General features: G+C 67.2%; 36 protein-coding genes. 23 read left to right on the top strand and 13 right to left on the bottom strand.

All coding sequences use genetic code 11. The annotated features are described in order from the left end of the window. Window positions 1-4 precede the first annotated feature (4 nt). The 11 genes from FKV23_RS12870 to FKV23_RS12820 are packed head-to-tail and all read right to left on the bottom strand — an operon-like array spanning window position 5 to window position 3,749. Window positions 5-226: a hypothetical protein gene (locus FKV23_RS12870; RefSeq protein WP_141624209.1), complete on the bottom strand. Its 222-nt coding sequence runs from the start codon at window positions 224-226 to the stop codon at window positions 5-7. A 31-nt stretch (window positions 227-257) separates the two neighbouring features. Beyond that, window positions 258-848, bottom strand: coding sequence for a hypothetical protein (locus tag FKV23_RS12865; protein WP_141624208.1), 591 nt, complete (start codon window positions 846-848; stop codon window positions 258-260). Then, entirely contained in the window at window positions 845-1,384 is a 540-nt protein-coding gene (locus FKV23_RS12860; RefSeq protein WP_141624207.1) for a hypothetical protein, read from the bottom strand. Before FKV23_RS12860 ends, FKV23_RS12865 begins: the two co-directional genes overlap by 4 nt. After that, window positions 1,381-1,689 carry a hypothetical protein gene (locus FKV23_RS12855; protein ID WP_141624206.1) on the bottom strand — a complete coding sequence of 103 codons (309 nt, stop codon included), beginning with the start codon at window positions 1,687-1,689 and terminating at the stop codon, window positions 1,381-1,383. The genes FKV23_RS12860 and FKV23_RS12855 overlap by 4 nt, the downstream gene beginning before the upstream one ends. Before the next feature lie 10 nt (window positions 1,690-1,699). Continuing rightward, a complete protein-coding gene (locus tag FKV23_RS17560) occupies window positions 1,700-1,984 on the bottom strand; it encodes a hypothetical protein (RefSeq protein ID WP_244243999.1) in 285 nt (94 codons plus the stop codon). Window positions 1,985-1,986: 2 nt separating this feature from the next. Then, window positions 1,987-2,202 carry a hypothetical protein gene (locus FKV23_RS12845; RefSeq protein WP_141624205.1) on the bottom strand — a complete coding sequence of 72 codons (216 nt, stop codon included), beginning with the start codon at window positions 2,200-2,202 and terminating at the stop codon, window positions 1,987-1,989. A 3-nt stretch (window positions 2,203-2,205) separates the two neighbouring features. After that, window positions 2,206-2,394 carry a hypothetical protein gene (locus FKV23_RS12840; protein ID WP_141624204.1) on the bottom strand — a complete coding sequence of 63 codons (189 nt, stop codon included), beginning with the start codon at window positions 2,392-2,394 and terminating at the stop codon, window positions 2,206-2,208. Then, on the bottom strand, window positions 2,391-2,819 hold the full coding sequence (locus FKV23_RS12835) for a hypothetical protein (protein WP_141624203.1): 429 nt from the start codon (window positions 2,817-2,819) through the stop codon (window positions 2,391-2,393). Before FKV23_RS12835 ends, FKV23_RS12840 begins: the two co-directional genes overlap by 4 nt. Beyond that, window positions 2,816-3,022, bottom strand: coding sequence for a hypothetical protein (locus tag FKV23_RS12830; protein ID WP_141624202.1), 207 nt, complete (start codon window positions 3,020-3,022; stop codon window positions 2,816-2,818). Before FKV23_RS12830 ends, FKV23_RS12835 begins: the two co-directional genes overlap by 4 nt. Further along, the gene (locus tag FKV23_RS12825) at window positions 3,022-3,285 is read right to left on the bottom strand and encodes a hypothetical protein (RefSeq protein ID WP_141624201.1); all 264 of its coding nucleotides are present in this window, start codon (window positions 3,283-3,285) and stop codon (window positions 3,022-3,024) included. The genes FKV23_RS12830 and FKV23_RS12825 overlap by 1 nt, the downstream gene beginning before the upstream one ends. A 32-nt stretch (window positions 3,286-3,317) precedes the next feature. Next, window positions 3,318-3,749 (bottom strand): Lcl C-terminal domain-containing protein, encoded by a 432-nt coding sequence (locus tag FKV23_RS12820; RefSeq protein WP_141624200.1) that lies wholly within the window; start codon window positions 3,747-3,749, stop codon window positions 3,318-3,320. A 224-nt stretch (window positions 3,750-3,973) separates the two neighbouring features. Here FKV23_RS12820 and FKV23_RS12815 point away from each other — a divergent pair, with 224 nt between their 5' ends. Both FKV23_RS12815 and FKV23_RS12810 read left to right on the top strand, forming a co-directional pair. After that, window positions 3,974-4,615, top strand: coding sequence for a BRCT domain-containing protein (locus FKV23_RS12815; protein ID WP_141624199.1), 642 nt, complete (start codon window positions 3,974-3,976; stop codon window positions 4,613-4,615). Between the two features lie 29 nt (window positions 4,616-4,644). After that, entirely contained in the window at window positions 4,645-5,232 is a 588-nt protein-coding gene (locus tag FKV23_RS12810; RefSeq protein WP_141624198.1) for a hypothetical protein, read from the top strand. On the opposite strand, the gene FKV23_RS12805 is transcribed toward FKV23_RS12810, so the two are convergent. Further along, the gene (locus tag FKV23_RS12805; RefSeq protein ID WP_167285225.1) at window positions 5,233-5,946 is read right to left on the bottom strand and encodes an XRE family transcriptional regulator; all 714 of its coding nucleotides are present in this window, start codon (window positions 5,944-5,946) and stop codon (window positions 5,233-5,235) included. Window positions 5,947-6,025: 79 nt separating this feature from the next. Here FKV23_RS12805 and FKV23_RS12800 point away from each other — a divergent pair, with 79 nt between their 5' ends. Continuing rightward, a complete protein-coding gene (locus FKV23_RS12800; protein ID WP_141624196.1) occupies window positions 6,026-6,256 on the top strand; it encodes a Cro/CI family transcriptional regulator in 231 nt (76 codons plus the stop codon). Window positions 6,257-6,359: 103 nt separating this feature from the next. Here the strand turns inward: FKV23_RS12800 and FKV23_RS12795 are convergent, their stop codons facing one another. Further along, on the bottom strand, window positions 6,360-6,704 hold the full coding sequence (locus FKV23_RS12795) for a hypothetical protein (RefSeq protein WP_141624195.1): 345 nt from the start codon (window positions 6,702-6,704) through the stop codon (window positions 6,360-6,362). Window positions 6,705-6,935: 231 nt separating this feature from the next. Here FKV23_RS12795 and FKV23_RS12790 point away from each other — a divergent pair, with 231 nt between their 5' ends. The 20 genes from FKV23_RS12790 to FKV23_RS12695 all read left to right on the top strand — a co-directional run bounded on the left by FKV23_RS12790 (window position 6,936) and on the right by FKV23_RS12695 (window position 22,590). After that, on the top strand, window positions 6,936-7,304 hold the full coding sequence (locus FKV23_RS12790; protein ID WP_244243998.1) for a hypothetical protein: 369 nt from the start codon (window positions 6,936-6,938) through the stop codon (window positions 7,302-7,304). Further along, a complete protein-coding gene (locus FKV23_RS12785; protein WP_167285223.1) occupies window positions 7,301-7,540 on the top strand; it encodes a hypothetical protein in 240 nt (79 codons plus the stop codon). Before FKV23_RS12790 ends, FKV23_RS12785 begins: the two co-directional genes overlap by 4 nt. Window positions 7,541-7,820: 280 nt before the next feature. Next, window positions 7,821-10,379: a DUF5906 domain-containing protein gene (locus FKV23_RS12780; RefSeq protein ID WP_141624193.1), complete on the top strand. Its 2,559-nt coding sequence runs from the start codon at window positions 7,821-7,823 to the stop codon at window positions 10,377-10,379. Window positions 10,380-10,541: 162 nt separating this feature from the next. Further along, complete coding sequence (locus tag FKV23_RS12775; RefSeq protein ID WP_141624192.1) at window positions 10,542-11,123, top strand: terminase small subunit; 582 nt, start codon at window positions 10,542-10,544, stop codon at window positions 11,121-11,123. Then, window positions 11,120-13,039: a phage terminase large subunit family protein gene (locus FKV23_RS12770; RefSeq protein ID WP_141624191.1), complete on the top strand. Its 1,920-nt coding sequence runs from the start codon at window positions 11,120-11,122 to the stop codon at window positions 13,037-13,039. Before FKV23_RS12775 ends, FKV23_RS12770 begins: the two co-directional genes overlap by 4 nt. A 7-nt stretch (window positions 13,040-13,046) precedes the next feature. Then, window positions 13,047-13,367, top strand: a complete 321-nt coding sequence (locus FKV23_RS12765; RefSeq protein WP_141624190.1) for a hypothetical protein — start codon at window positions 13,047-13,049, stop codon at window positions 13,365-13,367. Window positions 13,368-13,435: 68 nt separating this feature from the next. Continuing rightward, the gene (locus FKV23_RS12760) at window positions 13,436-13,657 is read left to right on the top strand and encodes a hypothetical protein (protein ID WP_141624189.1); all 222 of its coding nucleotides are present in this window, start codon (window positions 13,436-13,438) and stop codon (window positions 13,655-13,657) included. A 17-nt stretch (window positions 13,658-13,674) separates the two neighbouring features. Then, complete coding sequence (locus FKV23_RS12755) at window positions 13,675-15,261, top strand: phage portal protein (protein ID WP_167285220.1); 1,587 nt, start codon at window positions 13,675-13,677, stop codon at window positions 15,259-15,261. Then, on the top strand, window positions 15,258-17,540 hold the full coding sequence (locus FKV23_RS12750; RefSeq protein ID WP_141624187.1) for a ClpP-like prohead protease/major capsid protein fusion protein: 2,283 nt from the start codon (window positions 15,258-15,260) through the stop codon (window positions 17,538-17,540). Before FKV23_RS12755 ends, FKV23_RS12750 begins: the two co-directional genes overlap by 4 nt. Window positions 17,541-17,611: 71 nt before the next feature. Continuing rightward, the gene (locus FKV23_RS12745) at window positions 17,612-17,965 is read left to right on the top strand and encodes a DUF2190 family protein (RefSeq protein ID WP_141624186.1); all 354 of its coding nucleotides are present in this window, start codon (window positions 17,612-17,614) and stop codon (window positions 17,963-17,965) included. 103 nt (window positions 17,966-18,068) lie between these two features. Continuing rightward, entirely contained in the window at window positions 18,069-18,665 is a 597-nt protein-coding gene (locus FKV23_RS12740) for a hypothetical protein (RefSeq protein ID WP_141624185.1), read from the top strand. 2 nt (window positions 18,666-18,667) lie between these two features. Beyond that, a complete protein-coding gene (locus FKV23_RS12735; protein ID WP_141624184.1) occupies window positions 18,668-19,012 on the top strand; it encodes a hypothetical protein in 345 nt (114 codons plus the stop codon). After that, window positions 19,009-19,239: a hypothetical protein gene (locus FKV23_RS12730; protein WP_141624183.1), complete on the top strand. Its 231-nt coding sequence runs from the start codon at window positions 19,009-19,011 to the stop codon at window positions 19,237-19,239. The genes FKV23_RS12735 and FKV23_RS12730 overlap by 4 nt, the downstream gene beginning before the upstream one ends. Further along, window positions 19,232-19,621 (top strand): hypothetical protein, encoded by a 390-nt coding sequence (locus FKV23_RS12725; RefSeq protein ID WP_141624182.1) that lies wholly within the window; start codon window positions 19,232-19,234, stop codon window positions 19,619-19,621. Before FKV23_RS12730 ends, FKV23_RS12725 begins: the two co-directional genes overlap by 8 nt. Window positions 19,622-19,623: 2 nt before the next feature. Next, entirely contained in the window at window positions 19,624-19,869 is a 246-nt protein-coding gene (gene lysC, locus FKV23_RS12720) for an Rz1-like lysis system protein LysC (protein ID WP_167285217.1), read from the top strand. Then, window positions 19,866-20,180, top strand: coding sequence for a hypothetical protein (locus FKV23_RS12715; protein ID WP_141624180.1), 315 nt, complete (start codon window positions 19,866-19,868; stop codon window positions 20,178-20,180). Before lysC ends, FKV23_RS12715 begins: the two co-directional genes overlap by 4 nt. Next, entirely contained in the window at window positions 20,173-20,610 is a 438-nt protein-coding gene (locus tag FKV23_RS12710; protein ID WP_141624179.1) for a hypothetical protein, read from the top strand. The genes FKV23_RS12715 and FKV23_RS12710 overlap by 8 nt, the downstream gene beginning before the upstream one ends. Beyond that, window positions 20,603-21,250, top strand: coding sequence for a hypothetical protein (locus FKV23_RS12705; protein WP_141624178.1), 648 nt, complete (start codon window positions 20,603-20,605; stop codon window positions 21,248-21,250). Before FKV23_RS12710 ends, FKV23_RS12705 begins: the two co-directional genes overlap by 8 nt. A gap of 47 nt (window positions 21,251-21,297) precedes the next feature. Further along, window positions 21,298-22,050: a phage tail tube protein gene (locus FKV23_RS12700; RefSeq protein WP_141624177.1), complete on the top strand. Its 753-nt coding sequence runs from the start codon at window positions 21,298-21,300 to the stop codon at window positions 22,048-22,050. A 3-nt stretch (window positions 22,051-22,053) separates the two neighbouring features. Next, window positions 22,054-22,590 (top strand): DUF6631 family protein, encoded by a 537-nt coding sequence (locus FKV23_RS12695; protein ID WP_141624176.1) that lies wholly within the window; start codon window positions 22,054-22,056, stop codon window positions 22,588-22,590. Window positions 22,591-22,671 lie beyond the last annotated feature (81 nt).

Genomic DNA, 22,671 nt, shown 5'->3' with positions numbered 1-22,671 from the left:
AGCCTCAGCTGTTGGAGTGGGTGATCTGGGCGAGCAGCTCTTTGCCGCGCCGGACAAAGGCGGTCGCCTCGCGGTTGACGGTGACCAGCTCCGCTTCGGCGTTCTCCAGCGCGTGCCGGTCGCGGCGCCACTGGCGGGCCATGCCGCGCAGTGCTTCGGCGGTGACCTGCAGGCCCTGGCCTTCGGTCTGGTCGGCGAGGGCGTCGAGCTGGTCGGGGCCGCTCATGGGTGTGTCGTGGTCATACATGCGGGGGTCCTCAAGCGGCGCGCCTGGCGCGGAGGTTGCGGGTGCGGCCGTACTCGTTCGCGAGGCGGGCTTCCTTCTCGCGCACGGATTCGGCGGTTTCGCCGGGGGCGAAGCGTTGGATCACACCGCCTGCAGCGATGAAGGCGGCCACGTCGGCGGCGATTGCTTCACGTGCCGGGCGGCGGGCCTCGATGCCGGGCACGTGGATTGCCAGGCTGGTCCGGAAGGCGCGCGCGATGGGCACCGATGCCTCGGGCGTCGGCTGGGGCTTGGGCGTGCGTGCTTTTTTCACCCTGGCGATTTCTGCGGCGCACCCGGCGTGCTGCGTGCCCTGCGCGGGCTTGGCCTTGCGCTGCTTGGCGGGTGCTGTCTGCGGGTCGCTGCGGCCATCGGTGAAGGTGCGGGCGTTGGCAGCGAAGCGCAGCCCGCGCTTGTCCAGCTTGCCGCGCTTGACCGCGTTGGCCAGGTAGGCGGCCATGTTGTTGGCCTTGGCGCCGGGCTCTATGGCGTCGAGCAGTTCGCGGAAGGTGGCGCCGCGCGGATGGGCGCGCAGGTAGTCGCGGACGGCGTCGGCACGGCCTTGGGTGCGGGGCTTGGTCATGCGCCACCCGCCTGCGCACCCGTTGCATCGCCACAGCCCGGGCCGGTGCGGCCGGTGTCATTGGGGTCGGTGAACTTACGCCAGTGGACCCAGCCCTGTTCGGGGCAGTGAAAGCCCCAGCTTCGGATTCGTGGGCCGGTGATGAAGAGCGTCCACGCAGGCAGGCTTGGGCCTACCGAGCCCACCGCCATCCGGTATGCAGGTGCCCTTTCGAGCTCAATGCGATGCGCCCGCCATGGGCTGCTGACCTTGATGCTGGGGGCGCGCCGTTTGCGCCGGCTGTGAATGCCTCCGGCAGCGATGGTGTGCTCGACGTAGGTGCCGCGCAGCAAGACGCTGCACCAGAACCACGGATGGTCGTGCAGGGCACGGTCGTCGTCATCGCGCAGGAAGCAATGCAGATAGATGTTGAACAGCGGGTTGCGCGGGATCAGGTACCACCGCAGCAGGTACGGGTCTTCTGCGCCACCCACGACGAAGTCGGGGCCGCGGCGGCGTGCCCAGCGGATGACAGCGGTTATGGCCTCTGTGATCACGCCACACCCGCCTTCGCCGCATCCGCAGCGGCCAGCGTGCGGGCCAGTTGCAGGCCCTGCTCGGTCAACGTGGCGCGCGAGGGCAGGCCGGCGTCGTCGAAGTTGACCAGGTAGCCGCGTTCCAGCCGGCTGACCAGCCGATAGGTGAATGTCTCGACCTGCAGGGTGCGGCTGGTTCGGGTGTTGGCGCCGAGGCCGGCGGGGACGTAGCCGGCACGGGTGCGTTGCAGACTGTGGGTGGGCGATGACAGCGCGGCGATCAGGGCGCGGCGCTCGAGCGGGGTGGTGGTGCGCTGTGCGTGCATGGCGACTCCGTCAGGCAGCGTTGGCCACGGCCGCGGCGATCTGCTCGCGGACACGTGCAAGGTCGTGGATGGGGATGTGCGCGCTGGGGTCGTGCCAGCGGGCCTCGGTGATGGCGCGGCTGGGGCTGGGCACGGTGGCGATGCCGCAGCGGTGGCACTCGATGTGGTGGTGCGGTGGGCACGGCCTGGCCACCGGGTGGCTGCGTGGCGCGCCACGGGTTTCGACCCACTGTGGATGGTGGTTCGGGTCGCACGGAGTGATGCCCGCCGGCAGCGGGCGGCTGTACTGAATCATGGTCAGAGCCTCCGTGGCGGCGAAGGGGGCGGTGCCGGGCGCGGGTACGTCGGCAGGGCGTTGTAGCCGGCGCGCTGGGTTGGCCGTTGTTCCTGCGGCGGTGGTCCGGCTCCATCCCACGCCGAATCGTTGTGGTCGCGGAAGAAGGCGGCGGTGAGCATGCCGAAGGCAAAGCCAAGGCATAGCGCGGCGTAGACGGCGAGCAGGATCCAGATCATCTGTCACAGCTCCTGTGCGTGGGTCGGTAGGTACGCCCGCACCGGCGTGGCATCGCGAAGGCGTTGCTTTTGCGCCTCAATGTCGGCCTGGTTGCGAGTGACCTGCGTGGGGACGGGTTCGGACAGCGGGGCGAGCTGCTCGCGGTCGCTGTGGGCGCGCCAGCGCGACAGGTGGACTTCGGCGGCGGTCATGCGGCACCGCCTTCGTTCTGCGCGATCAACGCCTTGGCTGCGGCGTATTCCTTGTGCCAGCGCGTGCCAGGGGCGGGCTCACCGTCCCACTCGTCGATGTTCTCTACGAAGGCGCGGGCAAACGCGGAAAGCTTGGGTGCGGCACCGCCTTCACCGCCCGCGAGGGCGGCATCCAGGTCATCGTTGTAGAGCTTGGCCATCGCCTTGCATGCGGCGATCTCCTCAGCTTGCGTGCGGGCACCCACGATGGCCGAGGCAATGGGGCCGGCCTTCTGATTGAACGCGATCAGGTCGGCCACCGTGGCGATGGCGGAGTCTGCACGCTCGGCAAGTGGGTTGGCCTTGCGCAAGAACGTGATCGGGTCTTGCGATCCCAGCGGAAGTTGCCGGCGCATCTCGTGGAGTGTTTCCAACACAGCGCTCATGCAGCACCGCCTTGCGGCGATGCCGCCATGCGCGCGTGCTGCAGCTGGCGGGCGACCTCGCGGCCGTCGCGGCCGGCGTGCAGTTCGTACAGCACGGCGCGCACGACGTTGCGGGTGGACGGCGGCGTCGCCATGCGCTCGGCCTGGCGCCGGGCGTTCTCGAACGGCCGCAGCGGGATCACGGTGGCGGATGCGGTGCCCATCAGCGCACCTCCCGCCGCAGATCGGCGGCGTTGGCCTCGGCACGCAGCGCCATGCGGGTGAGCCGGCACCGGCGCGGGCTGCGCGGGGTCTGGCCCTTGCCTGCGCCGGACTTGCGGTGCGCCTCGGCGTAGATGTGCTCGCGTGCGCTGGTGCGCGTCAGGGCGCGTGTGCAGGCCGGCGTCATCGGCACGGGCAGGGTGGCGAGCCCGGCGATGTACTGGCGCTCGAGTTCGGAATCGCGGATGTCACGGTCGGTGCGCATGTCGCTGCTCCTGTCGAAGTCAAAAAGGCCAACTACTGACCGGCACGCCGGCACGCCAACGCGAACCCGTTGCTGCCGCGGGGGTAGCCGTCGACGAGGCCGTTGTAGAAACCGACGCCCCACGCGGCCGAGAACGAACCGTCCTCCTGCTCGGACCACTTCGCCGGATCGCTGGTCCAGAACCAGCTGGACGGGAAGTCGGGGAAGACATCGGTGTCGATGCAGGGATCGAAGCGGGTGATGTCACGCAGCGATTCCAGCTCCTGCAGCGTGGGCAAGTGCCAGTTGCGCTGGCCGTCGAGGTCCAGCGCCGCGCAGGCATCGATCGCCTCCTGGTGGGTCATGCGCTTGCCGCCGACCGGCCGCGCGGTCCATTCCAGCCCGGTCGTGCGGTCGATGATGGTCAGCGGCGCATGGCGCGGGAGCCAGATGCCCGGGGTGAAGCGAGATGCCTGTTGGTCCATGACGCTCTCCTCGTGAGTGAGAAGGGCGGCCGGGCCGCGTCACAGGGGGTGGACGCTGGCCCGGCTTGACCGCCGTGGCTGGTGGGTAGCAGCCGGGGCGGGTGCCCTGCCGGCCCTTCGGGGAGCCGGCGAGGGAATATAAGCACACTTACACAAAGGAATGCAAGTGTACTTACACAACGGGCTGATACGGTCTGCCAACAGGGGGAATTTGGGACGGATTCATGAGCATCTATCAGGACGGTGCACCGGGTGGCGCGATGACGTGGCGGCGGCGGTTGGATCGGTCGACTGACGAGCTGCTGGGGTTATGCAGGGGCGTGCTGGCAGATGGCGCGTTAGCGCAGCAGGAAGCGGAATTCCTGTTGGACTGGATCCAGCGCAACGGCCAGTTCCGGGAACACTACCCGTTCAACGTGCTGTTCGACCGGCTGTCGTCGGCGCTTGTGGACGGGTTTCTTGATTCGGATGAGGAGCGCGATCTGCTCGGTACGCTGACGGCCTTCGTCGGTGGTGAGACTCTTGTGGCCGAGAGACAGGTCGCCAGCCTTTCCACAGCGCTTCCTCTGGACGATCCACAGCCGCGGTTCGCGTGGGACTCGCCGGACGTGCGCTCAGGCTTCGTGCTGACCGGGACGTTCGCTTTCGGCAGCCGGAAAAATGTGGCCGACGCCGTCATTGAGCGCGGAGGAACGGTGCTGAAGAACCCGGTGCGGGCAATGCGGTTCCTAGTTATCGGCGAGATTGGCTCGCGCGACTGGGTTCACAGCAGCTATGGCCGGAAGATCGAGAAGGCGGTGCAGCTGCGTGATGAAGGGTTGCCGGTGTCGATCATCAGCGAGGCGCATTGGGCCTCGCATCTGTAGTTGCCGCTGTGGATGAAAAGGGAAGGGAGATGAAGGGCTATTTGATGGCTGGGCTGCTGGCAACCGCGGCCGCTACCGTTTTTGCGCAGGATGCCGATCCTTTCGTTGCGCGTGCGCAGGAAAGCGTCAAGCGAGAGCTGAAAGACCCGAGTAGCGCGCAGTTCCGCGATGTTGCCCGGTATCGGAACGATGGCCGAGATGTGCTATGCGGAGAGGTAAACGCCAAGAACAGCTATGGCGGCTATGTTGGGTTCCGGTCTTTTCTTGTCGTGGATGATGTCGCGATCCTGCGCCAGGACGATGTAGCCGGCCCCTTCGACAGCGTCAGCGTTGCGATGTGCCAGGACAAGGCTCCTGTCCCGCGCGCTCCGATAAGGTTCGAAGTGGGTACCGTCAAGGAATCGTGCGATCGAATCCGACAGGTATCCAACGACCCAAAGGCGGAAGAGCAATGCTACGAGCAAGAGCCGGCCGCGCGGGAATGGGCGCGCGATAGGCACGCTGAAGTTCAGATCGCCGAGAAATGCAACCGAGAGGGGCAGGTGACTGGGCTGTATTTCATGGCCCGCGTTTGCGTCGAGCGTGAAGAGGCCAGTCTAACCAAGGGCGTGCCGTGATCAGTAAGTACGCAGCGTCCACCAGGCAGCGACGCGACCAGCGATGTGTAGTTGGTCGATTTCGCCGCGGTCAATATCCTGCGGTGGATAGGCCGGATTGGCCGAGACGATCTGGAGCCTTCCGGTCAAAAGGTTGGGGGCCAGTCGTTTAATCAGGGCCCGGCCCTGGAAGTTGAAGACGTAGAGACCTTCGCCTGCGAAGTGATCGACGGCGGTGTCGACGAAGACGATGTCGCCGTGGTTGATAACGCCAGCCATGCTGTCACCGCGTGAGCTGATGACCTTCACCCGGTCAAGGTTCCGCGGCAACTTCTGCTGTGCCCACCACTCGGCGACGTCCAGGAACTGCACGACTTCGGGCTGATCGTCGTTGTGCGTGCCATATCCCATGTCCCCCTCCATGTTCAGCAATGGAAGGCGAACGTAACCGTGTGGGGTCTCTGACCCTGCGACGGCTGGCCACGCGGGGTCCGGTTCAGCGATGCGCACGGTTTCGTTGTGCATTGGGCCGAGGCCGGTAATCAGCCACTCGGTGCGGAACTTGCGATAGACCCGTGAGAGCTTGGCGGCCGTAGGGCCCTTGAGCGATTTGCTCTTCCCTGACTCCAATTGGTAGAGCGCAGAGGGCGTGATCCCGGCTGCCCGGGCGACTACGGCCGGTTCGGAGTAACCGGACTCGGTGCGGGCGTGGATCAGGCGTTCGGCCAGTGTCATCGACATATAAGCCAGCTTATGCGCGGCGCGTGTAAGTGAGCTTGCATCTTTCGTGTAAGTAGACTTACACTGCGCCCGCATGGACATCCCAGTCATTAGCAAGGCGCAGGCGATCGAGGCTTTCGGCGGCAACGCCGCTGCTCTGGCCCGTGCGCTGAAGATCACCCCTTCGGCGGTCTACCAGTGGCCCGACGGCCCCATCGATGAGCGCCACGCGCTCAAGCTCCGGTTCGTGTTGAAGCCAGATGTCTTCGGTGCAGTGCCGGAAGCCACGGACACTCCGCCGGCAGAAGACCAGGAGGCCGCCTGACATGGTTATTGGCCTCGATATCCAATCCGATCGGATCGCCGTCACCACGATACGAACCTTCGCTGCCGGGACGCTCTTCATAGAGCACCCCGGCTGGCCAAGCTCACTGCGGTCGACGACGATCCGGCAGTTCCTCGCCGAGCAGCAACGGAAGGTTGAGAACAGTCGCGCGGGCAAGCTGCATCGTGGCCCAGCCGAGGCCGGCGGTCCGGAAGATCAGGTCCACGTCGGTGCCATTGGGTTGGAACCTCACCAGCGGTTTGCCCAGATCCAGGAGGAGCGCATCGGTAGCTGCTGCCTCTGCAAAGGACTGGGCTGGCTCCGGTGTCATGTCCTGCCGCGCGTCCGCAAGGTCGTGAATCAGCTGTTCGACCTGTTGGGCATCGAGCGGTGTCGCAATGCGTAGGGTCAGCATCCTGCGATCTGTCGATAGCGCGATTTCCGTCATGCCGGTCTCCGGTCGGGTTGGTGTGTTGGCACACCCAGCCTACACCGGGGGCCGGCGCCACCTGGAACAGCACGGCGACCAGGCGGCCCTGCAGGTCACGCAGGGCTGTGAGGGTGACGTCTCGCGGGGGCAGGGTGGTGTTGTCCATGCCTGCCATTTTGTGGGCCTGCCAGCGGGAAGCAGGGGGAAGTACTCCTCCCCCTGCTTCCCCATGACTGTCGGGCTGACCCAATGACGCCACCACTGCAGCAGCTCACGCTGAACTTCGAGCCCGGGCTAGCGGCCCGGCACAGCTCGCTGAAGACCTGCATCGCAGCCGGGGTGTACCAGCGCGGCGTGGAGGCGGTGGCCGCGAAGATCGATCGTTCGACGTCGCACTTGAGCGAGGCGCTCAGCGGCAGCGACCGCCGCAAGTTCAGCGTCGACGAACTGGAGCGCTACATCGAGAAGACCGGCGACACCACGCCGGTGCTGTACCTGGTGGCCAAGTACCTGCGCGACCCCGAGGTCAGCCGGCAGGAGGCGCTGGCCAAGGTCAAGTGGCTGGCCGATCAGATGGGCGAGGCCATGCGCGCGGCCGGTCTGGACATGGGCCTTTGACCATGGCCGCCCGCCAGCGACTGCCGCGAGGAGTGCGCAGGTTCGACCGTCGCCCCACGCGCCCGGCCAGTGATACCTCCCGCGCCGGCCTCGCCCAGGCGATGGCCGCGCTGTACGGCCCGGCCACCGGCATCACCCACGAACAGGCTATGGCCGAGCGCGCCCAGTGGGCAGAGGAAGACGATGCGCGCCGTACCCGGCAGGGTGCGTTGCCGCTTCGCGAGGTCGGCAGATGACGCAACCCGCCACAAGCCTGACCCCAACTCCCCGGTGGGTCAGGTGGCGCGCGCGCGATCGCGCAGCGATGCGGCCTCGGTCGTCGCCTCGAAATATGAACGGGAGGGCCGGTGCGGGTCCTCCCCGGGGGTCCCCTGATGCGGGTAGCACGGCCGCAAAAGCCGGGTAGTTAGTGGCTTCGTAAGTTACTGAAATCTGGATTGTTTCCCGGCGGCATTGGCGTCGCCGCTCGACTAATACCGATCCAACCGCATTTCGCAAACAACTCTGAGACGCTTGATGTCAGCAGCCAACTACGATGACGTACTCGACCAGCTCCGATCCGCGGGTCTGTTCGTCGATACGCTCGAGGTCGGACGGATGGTCCGGTGCCGAGTCGAGGGGGGCGGGCGCGAGCGGCGCGGCTGGTACATGCTGCACGAGCTGCAAGCTCCCGGCGGCGACCTGCTCATCGTCGGCAGCTATGGCATCTGGCAGGGCAACGACAACAATGCGCACAAGGTCGAGCTGCGCAAGCGTGAGATCACGCCGGAACAACGCGACGCCCTCCGCCGCCGCCTGGCCGAAGACCGAAAGCGCGTCGAGGCAGCCCGCCGCGCCACCGCCGCCCGCGCCGCCGCCCGCGCCACTGCCGCCTGGGGGCGAGCCAGCGAAGACGGCGAATCCGACTACCTTGCCCGCAAGCTGGTCCAGGGCTACGGGGTGCGCTACGGCAGTGCCGGCGAGGCGATCGTGCCGATGCTCGACAGCACCGGACAGATCCACGGCCTGCAGATCCTGCGATCGGCGAAACAGGCCGAGGCCAAGCGCCGTCCCGCGAAGGAATTTTGGCCGCCCGGCCTGGTCAAGAAGGGCCACTATCACCTGATCGGCAGCCCGCAGTCGGTGGTGCTGGTGGCAGAGGGCTACGCCACCGCCGCCACCCTGCACATGGCCACCGGCTACCCCGTCGCGGTCGCGTTCGACGCCGGCAACCTCTGGCCTGTCGCCGCCGCGCTGCACAAACGCTACCGCTCCACCCGCGTCCTGATCTGCGCCGACGACGACACCCTGCAGAAGTGCCGCGAGTGCAAGGCGCGCCTGGTGCTGACCGAGCATCCGAAAACCTGCCCCGAGTGCGGCGCCGACCACCGCGCCGACAACGCCGGCATCACAGGCGCCAGCACCGCCGCGCTCGAGGTCAACGGCGCCTTCGTCGCCCCGCGCTTCGACGACGAGGACGACCGCCGCAAGCAGTTCCTCGACCGCGGCCACAAGCTGACCGACTTCAACGACCTGCACGCCGAGGAAGGCCTGCATGTCGTCCGCGTCCAGATCGAAGCCCGCCTCTCGGAATTGCAATGGCAGCCGGGTACCGCCCGCGCGCCTGCACCCGTAACACAGGGGGGCGGGGGTAGCGAAAAGCTGCGGCCGATGCAATCCGTCGGCGAGCTGCTCGGCCGCTTCGTTCTCGTCTACGCACATTCCGGTGCCGTGTTCGACCGGCAGGAGCACATGCTCATGTCGCTGTCCGACATGCGCGATGCCTGCGTGCGCAAGGACATCCACCGCGCGTGGTGCGAGGCGCCCGATCGGGAGATCGTCCGAATCCGTGAAGTCGGCTTCGATCCCGGCGGCGATGACCCTGAAATCACCTGCAACCTGTGGGCCGGCTGGCCGACCTCACCGCAGGCGGGCCGCTGCGAAAAGCTGCTGGAAGTGCTGCGCCACATGTGCAGCAACGACCGCGAGCCCGAGCGCCTGTATCAGTGGGTGCTGCGCTGGCTCGCATACCCCATCCAGCATCCCGGCGCGAAGATGAAGACCACCATCGTCGTGCACGGCCCGCAGGGCACCGGCAAGAACGTGTTCTTCGAGTCGATCATGGGGATCTACGGCCAGTACGGCGACGTGATCGACCAGGCCGCGGTCGAGGACAAGTTCAACGACTGGGCCAGCCGCAAGCTCTTCATGATCGCCGACGAGGTGGTCGCGCGCTCCGACCTGTTCCACATCAAGAACAAGCTCAAGTCGCTGATCACCGGCAACCGGATCCGCATCAACCCCAAGAATTTCGCCGCCTACTGGGAGCAGAACCACCTCAACTTGGTGTTTCTGTCCAACGAGGCCATGCCGGTTGTGCTGGATGAAGACGACCGCCGCCACTGCGTCATCTGGACCCCACCCAAGCGCGAGCCTGCGTTCTACGCCACCGTGCTGTCCGAGATTGAGGACGGCGCCATCGCGGCGCTGCATGACTTCCTGCTCAGCGTCGACCTCGGCGACTTCCACCCCGGCTCGCTCCCACCCATGACCGAGGCGAAGGACAAGCTGATCGACCTCGCGATCGACAGCCCCACGCGCTTCTACTACGCAATGTTCGAGGGAGAGGTCGGCAGCATCACCCCCAGGCCGGCGCTGACCACCGACGTCTATGAGCTCTACCGCGTCTGGTGCAGCCGCCTCAACTACCGCGCCGCACCAGCCAACAAGTTCGTCAACGCGCTCGAGCGGAAACACGGCGTCCGCGCGATCCGCAAGCGCTACCTCGGCAAGGCGGGCAACGCCGGCCCGCACGGCGTCCTCTACCTGCAGCCCTTCGAACCGGACCCCGGCGAGTCCGAGAACGCCTGGCTCGGCAACCACATCGTGGCCTTTGCCAACGCCGTGGCCGACTACAAGGGGGCAACGCGTTATGAGTGTGCGGGCTGTGCGGCCTCCTGTGCGGACACCTGTGCGGGCACGAAAGCCAGCAGGGACGGGCTTGTGCGGGCTGTGCGGGGTGCGTCCCTTACGCGCACGCACGCACGATGCACGGCGACCCTTGCCGAACACAACGCCTCACGCGCGCACACGTAGGGATGTGCCCGCACACCCCGCACACCCGCGCCACGTCTGCGTTTCAGCCCGCACAGGTGCCCGCACACCCTCCCGCACACCCCGCACAAGACTTTTTCACGCGCGCGCGCCTCTACCCACTCGCCTGACGCCTGAAAAATCTGAGGAGGAGGGAGCCCCCCAATGAGTCAGCCCGAAGTCGCCAGCTTCCGCGAGTTCGCCGGCATCGTCGGTTGCAAGCCTGGCTACGTCACCCAGCTGCGCAAGGCCGGCCGCCTGGTGCTCACCGACGACGGTAAGCGCGTGCGCGTCGAAGAGTCCCTGCAGCGCATCGCCGACACCCGCGATCCGGCCAAGGCCGCCGTTGCCGAGCGTCATGCCGCCGCCCGCAACAACGGCTCCGGCGCGGCGCTTGCACCGCCTCCACCGGCAGGGGAGGGCGGGGGCGAGCCCGACCTGCCAACCAGCACCGGCTACACCTACTGGCGCGAGCGCACCGAGCGCGCCAAGGCTCTCGCCGCCGAGCGCGAGAACTCCCTCGCCGAAGGCAAGCTGCTCGAGTCCGCCCAGGTCGAAGCCGCCGTCTCCCACGCCGTCACCCAGCTGCGCACCACGCTCGAAGGCCTGCCGTACGACCTCGCCCCCGAACTGGCCCCGATCACGGACGAGGGCGAACTGCGCGCGCGTCTAGTCGAAGCCGTCGAGCTCGCCCTCGGCGAGCTGTCCCGTCAGTTCGCAAAGGCAGCGCAAGGGGAGGGCGCATGATCCCCGCCGCCGCCCCCCGCCTCGCTCAGGCCATCGCCCGCGCCATCGCCCCGCGCGTGCCGCTCAGCACGTCGCAATGGGCGGACGCCGAGCGCATGGTCTCGTCCAAGGGCAGCGCCAAGCCCGGCAAGTGGCGGACCGATCGCAACCCACCGCTGCGCGAGCCGATGGACTGCATGAGCCTGCGCAGCCCCGCGCACGACATCGCGTGCATGTTCCCGATCCAGATCGGCAAGACCGAGATCGCCATCAATGCGGTCGGCTACGTCATGGACCACGCCCCGGCGCCGACCATGGTCGCGCTGCCCGGCGAAGTGTCGATGAACAAGTGGGTGGTGCAGAAGCTCAACCCATCGCTCGACGAAACCCCGGCCATGCGTCGCGCCCTGACCAGCGTCGCCAGCCGCGACAGCGCCAACCAGCGCACCTTCAAGGACTTCGCCGGCGGCCAGCTGTACCTCGAGCACGGCGGCAGCCCGCAGCGTCTCAAGTCGACTACCGTCAAGGTGCTCATCGTCGACGAACTCGACGAGTTCGCTGCCAACCTCCGCACCGGCGACGACCCGGTCAAGATGCTCGACGGGCGCACGTCCGCGTTCCCTTCCAGCTACAAGCGGCTCTACATCAGCACCCCGGGGATGGAGGGGGTCAGCCGCATCAAGCAGCTCTGGGACAAGTCCGACCAGCGCCGCTACCACGTGCCGTGCCCGCATTGCGGCGAAATGCAACCGCTGGAGTGGGGCGGACTGCACTGGAACACCGAAGTCACCGAGGCCTGGTACGTGTGCCGCGAATGCGGCGTGTGCATCGACGAGCACCACAAGACCCAGATGATCGCCTTCGGCCGCTGGGTGGCTACCTATCCCGAGCGCAAGTTCCGCGGCTATCACCTCAACTGCCTCTACTACCAGTTTGGCCTCGGCCCGCGCTGGCTCACCCTCGCCCAGGAATGGAAGGACGCCCAGGGCGACCCGGCCAAGCTCAAGACCTTCGTCAACGACCGCCTCGCCGAAACCTTCGAGGATCCGGCCATGCGGGCGGTCAAGCACAACATCATCGCTGACCGCGCCGAACCGCTGCCCCTGCGCCCGGTGCCCGCCTGGGTGCTCGCCGCCACCGCCGGCATCGACACCCAGGACAACCGTCTCGCCGTGCAGATCCTCGGCTGGGGCAGGGGCGAGAAATGCTGGCCCATCGACTACATCGAGTTGCCCGGGGACCCGGCCGAGGACGCCGTCTGGGACGCGCTCACCGACCTGCTCAATCAGCCTATTGATCATTCCAGCGGCGGCTGGCTCACGCTCGACGCCGCCGCTATCGACATCGGCGGCCACCGCACCGAGGCTGTCAAAGCCTACGTACGCAAGCGCCTCGTCCGTCGTTTGCTCGCCATCTTTGGCGCCGTGCCGAACAACGCCCCGGTGCTTGGCAAGGGCAAACTGCAGGACATCAACTGGCGCGGTCAGCTCGACAAGCGCGGCATCCACATTCACGCCGTCGGTACCGTCGCGATCAAGCACTTGCTCTACAGTCGCCTGTCCACCGATGCGGACAAGGCCCCGGATGACCGGTTGATCCGCTTCAGCGACCAGCTCGACGACACCTACTTCGGTGGTCTCGTCGCCGAGACCTACAACCCCCAGAAGAACCGCTTCGAGAAGCGCCGCGGCGCCCCCCGCAACGAACCCCTCGATACGTGGGACTACGGCTACGCCGCCACGCACCACCCCGAACTGCGCCTGCACCGCTGGACCCGCGCCCAGTGGGACGCCCGCGAGGCGCAGATCCTCGACCGCGCTGGCAAGGTGCCGGCGAATGATTCCCGTGAAACATCTTCCACCGCCGCCCGCCCGGCGCGAGTCGCCACGCCCACCCGACCGGCCCGCCGTCGCGCGGGCTGGGTTGACCCACAGTGAGAGCACCATGGCCGAAGACACCAAAGCCGAAGAACTGACCGACGCCCTGCGCGATGCCTTCGCCGCCAATCTCCGGACGGCGGTGGCGGGGTTGCCTGCTCACCAGGCCCTGCAGCTGGCCGATACGTTGTGCCGTGTGCAGCTCGACATGCTGGCCGGCAAGCGGGTGACCTACAAGGCATCCAAAGCCATAGACGGTGAAGCAATCGCCGAGGATTGGCGCCGCGGAAAGACGATCCAGGAGATCGTGGAGCAGCATGGGTGCAGTCGCGTCACCGCGTATCGATACCACCCGAACAAGCGAACAAGGAAGAACAAGGCCGCCTGATTCTGCGCGGCTGAAAATAGTTTCACGTTTGCCATGAATGAAACTCGACATGCTGAAACCCTTACAGCATGTCGAACACCCAACAGCGATTGGATGCCTACTACGCCGCAGAGGCGCGCATCCTCGCGCGGGGCTCAAACCTCCGGCATGACCAGCGCCAGCGGCAGGAAGCCGAGCTGGCAGACATCCGCAAGGCGATCAAGGAACTCGAAGCCAAGCTGGATGCCGAGAATGGCAAGTCGTCCAGCGCCGGCAGCCTGCGCTACAAGACGGCGGTGTTCTGCAAATGAGCGACTCTGCCGTTCGCATGAATATCCTCGACCGCGGGTTCGCGGTCTTCGCGCCGCGCTATGCGGCCAGGCGCATGTGGGCGCGCAGCGTCTTGTCGCTGTACGAGGGCGGCCGCAGCACCCGCCGCCGCAAGAAGTCCCGCGACAACAGCACCGGCGAGCGCCAGGTCGTCCGAGACGCGGCCACCGTCCGCGCCACCGTCCGTGACCTGGAGCGCAACTACGACCTGGTCGACGGAGCATTGTCCACCCTGGTCCGCAACATCATCGGCCCCAGCGGCATCAGCATCGAGCCGATGCCCCGGCTCAACACGCCGGGCGATAAGTACGACAGCATCGACGACGACTTTGCCCGCCAGCTTCTGGACCTGTGGCGGGAGTGGAGCAAGTCGCCCGAGGTTACCCGCACCCTCAACTGGGTGCAGGCGCAGGAGCTGGCCTGCCGTTCGTGGCTGCGCGATGGCGAGTTCTTCGCGCAGATGGTCGAAGGCCCGCGCGCCCCCATCCGCCACGCCTCCCGCGTGCCGCTGTCGATCGAGCTACTCGAAGCGGACGTGGTGCCGCTGGACTTCGAGGACGAGGCTCGCAACATCGAGGCCGGCATCGAGCGCAACGAGTGGGGCCAGCCGCTGGCCTACCACGCCTACAAGCAGCACCCCGGCAAAGGCGGCTGGACCTCGCTGGCCGACATGAAGCGTGTCCCGGCCGAGCGCATGCTGCACGTCGCCGTGCGGCGCCGCCTGTCCGGCCTGCGCGGCATCAGCCTGTTCGCCAGTGCGATCGACCGGCTGATCGACATCAAGGATTACGAAGAGAGCGAGCGCATCGCCGCACGCATTGCCGCGCGCATCGCCGCCTACATCAAGCGCGACAAGGACATGGAGGGCTTCGCGCCGGCGGTCGACGACAACGGACAGCCGAAGGATCGCGACTTCCTGCTGGAAGCCGGCGCCATCTTCACAGAGACGCTGCCGGGCGAGTCGATCGAGATGATCAACCCGGAGCGGCCGAACACCGTCCTCGAGCAGTTCCGCACCGCGATGATGCGCGCCGTATCGCGCGCCATCGGCCTCAGCTACTCCAGCCTGTCCGGCGACTACGACGGCACCTACTCCGCCCAGCGGCAGGAACTGGTCGAAGCCTACGACGGCTACCGGATGATGACGCAGACCTTCGTCGCGCGTTTCGTCCAGCCGGTGTGGGAGCGCTTCGTCACCATGGCCATCGCCTCCGGCCAGCTGGTGGTGCCGTCGCACATCAGGCCGGAGAGCGTGGCGCAGGCCATTTTCCGCGGCCCGAAGATGCCGTGGATCGATCCGCAGCGTGAAGCGCGGGGCCTGCGCGAACTGTTCGACGCGCGCGTCATGTCCCGCACCCAGGCCATCGCCGAGCGTGGCGGCCGGGTGCAGGACACGTTCGAAGAGATCGCCCGCGAGCGCGATCTGGCCGACGAACTGGGCTTCTCGCTGGACAGCCTGACCGGCGATGGCGCCGACGACAACAACCCCGACGACGAAGACACCCGCACGCCACCGCGCCGCCAGCCGCGCCAGCGCGCTGCTCACCTGCGCGCAGTGCGCAACACCGGAGACCTGTCCGCATGACCACCACAACCATCAACCCGCTCACCGCCGCGGTGGTCGCCGCGCTCAACGCCAGCGTGCAGGCCGCGTCGCACAAGCCGCAGGACCGCCCGCACATCGAGCCGATGATGAAGCTGTCCCAGGTGTCCGGCGCCGCCGACACCTACGAGTTGCTCATCTACGGCGATATCGGCGACAGCTGGTGGAGCGAGTCGGTCACCGCCAAGTCGGTGGTCGAACAGCTCAACGCGCTCGACGACACCGTCGCCACCATCAACGTGCGCATCAACAGCTACGGCGGCAGCGTCGCCGATGGCTTGGCCATCTACAACGCGCTCAACCGGCACAAAGCGACCAAGGCCGTCACCGTCGACGGCGTCGCCATGTCGGCGGCATCGCTGATCGCAATGGTCGGCGACACCGTGCACATGCCGGCCGCCTCGATCCTGATGATCCATGCGCCCTGGGGTGGCTTGTACGGCAACGCCAAGGAAATGCGCCAGTACGCCGACGTGCTGGACACCTTCTCCGATGCCATGGCCGACGCCTATGTGTCGAAGTCCGGCAAGGACCGTGCCGACATCCTCTCCTTGCTGAAGGACGGAGAAGACCACTACTACACCGGCGAGGAAGCCGTCGCCGAGGGCTTCGCCGATGCCGTCAGCGAGCCCGAAGACGAAGCCGCCGGGGAACCCGACGAGAACGCCCGCGCTTTCGCCCGCTCCCTGCTGGAACGCATCACCGCCCGCGGCGTGCCGTCCAACTATGCCGGCATGGCCGTGGCCGCAGCACTGCGTGGCGGGGCGAGGACTTCGGGCGCCGCGCCGACACCCCGCAACGCAGTGACCGTCAAGGTCGACGCCAGCGACGTGCGGCAAGCCGTCGTCGATGCCCTGGCCGAACTGAATCCGCCGGCGCCCAGCGCCGAGCCCACTCCGCCGGCGGATGCCGGTACCTCCACCGAAGAGAGCACTGTCATGAACCTCACCGAAGAGCAGAAGAAAGCGCTGGCTGCCCGTCGCCAGGCCATCCGTGGCGCGTTTGCGCCGTTCCAGAACCGCGCCGACCTCGACCAGGCGGACGTCATCGCCTTGCTGGACGAGTGCCTGGACGATGACGATGTCACCGTCGAACAGGCCGGTGCCAAGCTCCTGGCCCTGCTGGGCAAGGACACCACGCCGACCGGCGCCCGCGGCGAGCGCGCCGAGATCGTCCGCGACGAGACTGACACCTACATCGAGGGCGGCGTCACCGCACTGCTGCATCGCGCCAACCCGTCCGCCCACAAGATGGATGACAAGGGGCGACAGTTCGCCGGCTTCGACCTCGCCGACATGGCGCGCGATTCCGTCGAGCGGGCAGGTACCAAGACCCGCGGCATGAGCAAGCGCGAGGTCGCCATCAAGGCCCTGCAGTCCACCAGCGACTTCCCGGCCATCCTGGAGAACGTGGTCACCAAGAGCCTGCGTGCCGGCTACCAGGCCGCCGGCCGCACGTTCACCCCGTTCTCGCGCCAGGCGACCCTGCCGGACTTCAAGCAGATCAGCCGCGTGCAGCTGGGCGGTGCGCCCAACTTGCTGCGCGTGGTCGAAGGCGCCGAATACGAGTACGGCACCATCGGTGACGGCGCCGAGAAGTACGCCGTGCAGAAGTACGGCCGCATCGTCGCGATCACCTGGGAGGCGATCATCAACGACGACCTCGATGCGCTGACCCGCATCCCGCAGTCCTTCGGTGCCAGCGCCGCCGAGCTGGAAAGCGACATCGTCTACGCCATCCTCACCGGCAATCCGAACATGGCCGACGGCACGGCGCTGTTCCACGCCGACCACGGCAACCTGGGCACGCCGGCTGCACTGGCCGACGCGCTGGATGCGACCGCGCCCGATCCCATCGCCGAGATGCGCAAGATGATGACCCTGCAGAAGGGCATCGAAGGCCGCTACATCACCGTCCGGCCGAAGTTCCTGATCGTGCCGCCGTCGCTGGAAAAGGTCGCCCTGCAGTTGACCAGCGGCAACTACCAGCCGAACAAGGGGCAGGACATCAACGTGTTCGGTCCGTCGCTTACCGCGATCAGCGAGCCGCGTCTGGAAGACGCGAGCGACACCGCGTTCTTCGGCGCTGCCGAGCCCACGACCATCGACACCATCGAGTACGCCTACCTCGAGGGGCACGAGGGCGTGTTCACCGAGACCCGCGACGGCTTCAACGTCGATGGCGTCGAGGTGAAGTGCCGCCACGTGTTCGGCGCCAAGGCCATCGACTGGCGTGGCCTGTTCAAGAACGCGGGCGCGTAACCGGCGCGTGACCTCCCGGGCGCGCGGCCCCCGCCGCGCCCTGGAAAACACCTCTCACTGGAGAAGCTGTCATGAAGAACTTCAACTCGCCGGGCAACACGATCACCGTGATCGCGCCGGCTGCCGTCACCTCGGGCGTGCCGTTCATCTACGGCGTGCTGTTGGCCATTCCCGTCACCGACGCCGCCTCGGGCGATCCCGTCGCCAGCGTCGTCGAGGGTGTTGTCGAACTGCCCAAGGCCACTGCCGCTGATATCAGTGGCGGCGACATGGTCGACTGGGACGGCACGGGTGGCGAAGTGGTCGCCAGTGGCGGCGACCTGGTCGGCTTCGGTGTTGCGGTCGATCCGGCTGGAGTCGGCGTCACGACCCTCCGCGTCAAGCTCACCCCGGGCACTGGCGCTGCTGGCGGTGGTGGCGGCTGATCGTGATTGATGCAGCCCGCCATCGCTTCCATGGGGCGACCCCCGCCCACTGCCGACTCGTCCCGGCAGTGGGTGGGGTGCTCGTTCGCCTGGAGGTCGAGTGATGGCGGGCGCGACAGTGCTGCCGCTGCCCATCACGCCCAGCGCCGCGGTGTGCCAGATCATCCGGCCGGCGCTGGCGCTGTTGCCGCAAAAGATGGACAGCGCCAAGGCAGTTGGGCTGATCCTCACGATCATGCTGCAAGAGGTCGGGCGCGACGACATGCTGGCGTACCGCTGGCAAGTGGTCGACCTCAAGCGGCCCGAGGTCAAGGGACCCGCGCGGGGCCTGGCGCAGTTCGAGCGCGGCACCTATGCCAGCCGCGGTGGCGTGTGGGGAATCTACCTTCACCCGGCCAGCCGCCCGCACCTGCAGCGCGCCTGCAACACCCTGCGCGTGCCGTTCGATGCGCTGAAGATCTGGCAAGCGTTGGCCAGCAACGACGCGCTGTCCGTTGTCTGCGCGCGCCTGCTGCTGTGGACCGACGCCGCACCGCTGCCCGCTCTGGGTGACGAGGCCGGAGGCTGGGACTACTACCTGCGCAACTGGCGCCCCGGCGCGTACACCCGCGGCACCTCGACCAAGCGTGCCTCGCTGCGTGCCAAGTGGAGCCGCAACTACCGGACCGCAATGACCACGCTCGACAGGGGGAGCAGATGACGATGGACCTGGAACAGCACGCCGACGGACGCATGCATTTCCGGCTGGGGAAGGTCGAGATCTGGGTTGCCGGTCTGGTCGCCGCTGCGTGCATCGCGTCGTTTGCCTGGATCTTCAACCGGGTGATCGCTCAGCAGGACACGCAGCAGGAGGCGACCTCGGCGGTGAAGGAGTCAATCACCGAGGTATCCACACAGCAGAAGGTCCTGAGTACCCAGTTGGCGAACCTGTCATTGCAGCTGTCGGACGTTCCGGATCTGCGACGACAGGTGACCGAGCTCAAGGTGCGGAGCGATCGGCACGAGGAAGACCTCAAAGAACTTCGACAGACGCGGGGGCTGCGGTGAACGCCAAGCGGTTCGACTTCCATGCCGTGATGCGCCGGATATCGACCTGGCTGTCGATCGTCGGGGTGTCGGCCATCACAGGCCTGGGCACCTATGCCGCCATGCCCGCGCGTGTGCAGGCCGCATTCCCGGACTGGGCGCTGATCGTCCTGGGCACGCTGGCGCTGGGCTCGCACATGCTGGTGCCGTTTGCGACCAGCTTCAAGCAGAAGAACATCGATGCGTGACCCATTGCGCCCGTACATCTACCTGGTCGGCCTGGCGATCAGCGCCACGCTGGTCCTGGGTGGATTCGTGACTGGGTGCCGCCACGGCAAGGCCAGTAACGCGGTGGCTGCGGCGCGGTCAGCCGAGGCCGCCGGGCGCGCCCAAGCTTCCGTGAACGTCATGCGCACGACCCTTCAGGAGATCAGCCGGCGGGCCGCAGAGGCGCGGGCCGCGGCATCCGACTGGAAGCGCAAAGCCGAACAAGCCGCGGATCACGCACGTGTGGCCGCGCGCAAGCACGAGCAGACCCTGGCCGAGATTGAGCGCGAGCTGGAACGTGCCAAGCGCGACCCCGACTGCAGGGCCCAACTGGAGGAGCAGCTATGCGTTGCCTTGCATTGACATTGCTGCTGCTGGTGCTGGCCGCTTGTCGGGGCACATGCCCGGACATCAAGCCGCCCGAGATTGTCGAGGTCGTCGTGGAGCGTTACGTCCCGCTGCCGGCGGATCTGACCAGGCCGTGCGGCGATACCGCGAAGCGGAACAACACCGTTTCCGAAGCGGTGCGCCTGGCGAATGCCCGAAAGGCCGACCGCGACGAATGCAATGCACGCATGACGCAGATCAGGGAATTGGGGGAGTCGCCGTGAGCTTCGACGACGACTTCGCAGCCGATGCCCTGGTCGACATCTACGACACCTTCGGCGTGGACGGCACCGTGCAGCGCGGCGCTGCCGCTCCGGAGCCGGTGCGCATCATCGTCGATCGCGACCAGGAGCGCCTGGGCGAGTACGGGCAGGTAATCGGCCGCATCGACAAGGTGCGCTGCATGATCGGCCAGTGGACGTTGCAGCAGGGCGATGTGGTTGCCTGGACCGACCGCCTCGGCACGCACAGCAAGACCGTCGAGACGCAGGCCGATGACGATGGCCTGGAGTCCGTGGGGGTGCTGCATGGCTGACGCGCCCACCCAGGCCATTCTGGAAGCGCTGGCCGATGCCCTGCGCGGCATCACCACCGCCAACGGCTACCACACCGACCTCGGCCTCAACGTGCGCACCGAGCGCACCGAGACCGGCATCCCCACGGCCCAGCGTTGCACCGTGGCGGTGGTCAACAAGCTGCGCACCGAGCGCGGCCAGCAGCGACCGTCGCGCGGGCGCGCCCTGCGCGGCGTGATCGAGATCGAGGTCCCGGCCAGCTTCACCGATTCCATGGCCCGCGTGCTGCTGGCCGAGGACGACGTCGACCGCCGCCTGTCCGAGTACCACCAGATGCCCGACGCGCTGCCCGTGCAGTACGAAGAGACGGTCTTCCTCGATCGTCCCGAGGGCATGCCGGTGGTCGCCGCCGAGATCCAGTGGACCACGGGGTACACCCGCAATGGCTAGGGTCCTGCGCGAGCGCCACGGCCGCACCACGGGTGTCTCGTTCGACATCGACGGCACCGCGGCGTTCGGCCGTGACATGGAACTGCTGGGCAACCGTATCCCGTGGTTCCAGGAGCGTGCCATCCAGACCCTGGCCCGGCGCCTGTCCGTGGAGGCGCGCCGCGACATCCAGGCCGAGTACAACATCACCGCCACCCGCGTGCGCAACCACATGCGCGCCACCGTCGTGCGTGGCGAGGGCTCGGCCCGGCTCACCGGTGTCCGCCTGACCGGACAGTGGAAGCGCGGCATCGGCCTGCTCAACTTCAGCGGCAGGCAGACCCGCAAGGGCGTGACCTACAGCGTGTACCGCGGCCGGCGTCAACTCGAGGCACACGCCTTCATCGCCCGCATGAAGTCCGGGAACCTGCACGCCGTGCAGCGCATCCCGGGCGCCAAGACATGGAAGCGCACCTATACCGACCGCAAGGGCAAGCAACGCGAGCGCATGGACCAGCCGCTTGACGTCCTCTACCGCTCCACCGTCGCCCAGATGCTCGCCAAGGGCCGCCGGCCGGAACGCCTGCTCGACTACTCCCGCAACCTGCTGCGCGCCGATGTCGAGCGGCAGATCGGCAGCTACCTGCGCAATCACCGATAACCCCGTCCAACCCGCCGGCGTGCCGGCACCACACCGGAGACACCACCATGAAAGACTTCAGCTTCCAGGGCCGGATCTACCTCGGCACCAAGCTGCCGAGCGGGCAGCCCGGCGCGCTCACCTGGGTGGGCGACCAGTCCTCGTGCGAGATCAACCTCAACACCGAGAACGTCGACCGCACCGAGACCTTCTCGGGCAACCGCCTGCAGTCGGCTCGCCTGCGCACCTCCACCACGGTCGAGCTCAATCTCGTGTTGCGCTACTTCAACCCGTACAACGTGCAGCTGGGCCTGTACTCCACGCCGCAGAACGTCACCGCCGGCAGCGTGGCGGGAGAGGTGCTGCCGTCCGGACTGGTCGTCGGCGATCGCGTCGCCCTGCAGAACGGTGCCAATGTCACCAACCTCAGCATCGAGGACGACATGGCCGCGGCCCTGACCGCCGGCACGCACTACCGCCGCGACGATGCCAACGGCAGCGTGATCGAGATCCTCGACCTGGGCAGCTTCGTGCAGCCGCTGGTCGCGGACTACGACCACGACGCCTTCACCAGCCTGCCGCTGTTCACGGCCCAGCCGCCGGAGCGCTACCTGTACATGGACGGCATCAACACCGTCGACGGCTCCCGCGTCCGCGCCCACCTGTACCGCGTGCAGTTCAACCCGGTCGAGAACCTCGGCATGATCAACGAGGAGTTCGGCGAGCTGCCGCTGTCCGGCACCGCGCTGTTCGACTCGGACAATGCCACCGATCCCACCCTCGGCGGCTTCGGCCGGTTCGAGATTCCGGACGCGGCATAAGCCATGGCGCGTAAGGTCAACCCGGACCCGATCGGCCAGCCGATCCACAAGCCCTCCGCCGTCGACAAGACGGCGGACGAGCTGCAGGTGCTCAAGCCCGACATCACCCTCACGCTGGGTGGCGAGTCCATCACCGTCCACGAGTACGACTTCTGGACATCTATGGACATCGTCTACGGACAGCGCGGCTTTCTCGACGATGCCGTTGAGCTGCTGACCAACACCAGCGGCGAATTCCGCGACGCGTGGGAAGCGATCCGCAGCCTGTTCGGCCGCCACGCCGCCTACCTGAAGCGCGCGGTGGCGGTGGCCGTGGAGCGTGATGTGGCCTGGGTGGAATCACTCGGCCCGCGTGAAACAGACGCCCTGCTCAGCACCTGGTGGGCGGTGAACGGCCATTTTTTTCTGCACGAGGCGACGGTGGTCATCCAGGGGCGGCTGACAAGGATGCGGCTGGCTGGTTCGACATCTTCGTCGAGCTCGCCGGCGCCGGACTCGGAGACGCCGACCGCCTCGGCCGATACACCCAACGACAGCTGACCCACTTTCACCAAGCCCTGCAGCGCAGCCGGAACGCCGCACGGGCCGACCTGATCGAGGACCTGATGGCCGGCAATGTGG

It is taken from the genome of Lysobacter alkalisoli (assembly GCF_006547045.1).
Classification (GTDB): Bacteria; Pseudomonadota; Gammaproteobacteria; order Xanthomonadales; family Xanthomonadaceae; genus Marilutibacter; species Marilutibacter alkalisoli.
This window is presented reverse-complemented; position numbering and strand designations above follow the sequence as displayed.

Coding starts and splice junctions, on each gene's coding strand:
- FKV23_RS12870 (WP_141624209.1), bottom strand. CDS start 226: ATGAGCGGCCCCGACCAGCTCGACGCCCTCGCCGACCAGACCGAAGGC.
- FKV23_RS12865 (WP_141624208.1), bottom strand. CDS start 848: ATGACCAAGCCCCGCACCCAAGGCCGTGCCGACGCCGTCCGCGACTAC.
- FKV23_RS12855 (WP_141624206.1), bottom strand. CDS start 1,689: ATGCACGCACAGCGCACCACCACCCCGCTCGAGCGCCGCGCCCTGATC.
- FKV23_RS17560 (WP_244243999.1), bottom strand. CDS start 1,984: ATGATTCAGTACAGCCGCCCGCTGCCGGCGGGCATCACTCCGTGCGAC.
- FKV23_RS12845 (WP_141624205.1), bottom strand. CDS start 2,202: ATGATCTGGATCCTGCTCGCCGTCTACGCCGCGCTATGCCTTGGCTTT.
- FKV23_RS12840 (WP_141624204.1), bottom strand. CDS start 2,394: ATGACCGCCGCCGAAGTCCACCTGTCGCGCTGGCGCGCCCACAGCGAC.
- FKV23_RS12835 (WP_141624203.1), bottom strand. CDS start 2,819: ATGAGCGCTGTGTTGGAAACACTCCACGAGATGCGCCGGCAACTTCCG.
- FKV23_RS12830 (WP_141624202.1), bottom strand. CDS start 3,022: ATGGGCACCGCATCCGCCACCGTGATCCCGCTGCGGCCGTTCGAGAAC.
- FKV23_RS12825 (WP_141624201.1), bottom strand. CDS start 3,285: ATGCGCACCGACCGTGACATCCGCGATTCCGAACTCGAGCGCCAGTAC.
- FKV23_RS12820 (WP_141624200.1), bottom strand. CDS start 3,749: ATGGACCAACAGGCATCTCGCTTCACCCCGGGCATCTGGCTCCCGCGC.
- FKV23_RS12815 (WP_141624199.1), top strand. CDS start 3,974: ATGAGCATCTATCAGGACGGTGCACCGGGTGGCGCGATGACGTGGCGG.
- FKV23_RS12810 (WP_141624198.1), top strand. CDS start 4,645: ATGAAGGGCTATTTGATGGCTGGGCTGCTGGCAACCGCGGCCGCTACC.
- FKV23_RS12805 (WP_167285225.1), bottom strand. CDS start 5,946: ATGACACTGGCCGAACGCCTGATCCACGCCCGCACCGAGTCCGGTTAC.
- FKV23_RS12800 (WP_141624196.1), top strand. CDS start 6,026: ATGGACATCCCAGTCATTAGCAAGGCGCAGGCGATCGAGGCTTTCGGC.
- FKV23_RS12795 (WP_141624195.1), bottom strand. CDS start 6,704: ATGACGGAAATCGCGCTATCGACAGATCGCAGGATGCTGACCCTACGC.
- FKV23_RS12790 (WP_244243998.1), top strand. CDS start 6,936: ATGACGCCACCACTGCAGCAGCTCACGCTGAACTTCGAGCCCGGGCTA.
- FKV23_RS12780 (WP_141624193.1), top strand. CDS start 7,821: ATGTCAGCAGCCAACTACGATGACGTACTCGACCAGCTCCGATCCGCG.
- FKV23_RS12775 (WP_141624192.1), top strand. CDS start 10,542: ATGAGTCAGCCCGAAGTCGCCAGCTTCCGCGAGTTCGCCGGCATCGTC.
- FKV23_RS12770 (WP_141624191.1), top strand. CDS start 11,120: ATGATCCCCGCCGCCGCCCCCCGCCTCGCTCAGGCCATCGCCCGCGCC.
- FKV23_RS12765 (WP_141624190.1), top strand. CDS start 13,047: ATGGCCGAAGACACCAAAGCCGAAGAACTGACCGACGCCCTGCGCGAT.
- FKV23_RS12760 (WP_141624189.1), top strand. CDS start 13,436: ATGTCGAACACCCAACAGCGATTGGATGCCTACTACGCCGCAGAGGCG.
- FKV23_RS12755 (WP_167285220.1), top strand. CDS start 13,675: ATGAATATCCTCGACCGCGGGTTCGCGGTCTTCGCGCCGCGCTATGCG.
- FKV23_RS12750 (WP_141624187.1), top strand. CDS start 15,258: ATGACCACCACAACCATCAACCCGCTCACCGCCGCGGTGGTCGCCGCG.
- FKV23_RS12745 (WP_141624186.1), top strand. CDS start 17,612: ATGAAGAACTTCAACTCGCCGGGCAACACGATCACCGTGATCGCGCCG.
- FKV23_RS12740 (WP_141624185.1), top strand. CDS start 18,069: ATGGCGGGCGCGACAGTGCTGCCGCTGCCCATCACGCCCAGCGCCGCG.
- FKV23_RS12735 (WP_141624184.1), top strand. CDS start 18,668: ATGGACCTGGAACAGCACGCCGACGGACGCATGCATTTCCGGCTGGGG.
- FKV23_RS12725 (WP_141624182.1), top strand. CDS start 19,232: ATGCGTGACCCATTGCGCCCGTACATCTACCTGGTCGGCCTGGCGATC.
- FKV23_RS12710 (WP_141624179.1), top strand. CDS start 20,173: ATGGCTGACGCGCCCACCCAGGCCATTCTGGAAGCGCTGGCCGATGCC.
- FKV23_RS12705 (WP_141624178.1), top strand. CDS start 20,603: ATGGCTAGGGTCCTGCGCGAGCGCCACGGCCGCACCACGGGTGTCTCG.
- FKV23_RS12700 (WP_141624177.1), top strand. CDS start 21,298: ATGAAAGACTTCAGCTTCCAGGGCCGGATCTACCTCGGCACCAAGCTG.
- FKV23_RS12695 (WP_141624176.1), top strand. CDS start 22,054: ATGGCGCGTAAGGTCAACCCGGACCCGATCGGCCAGCCGATCCACAAG.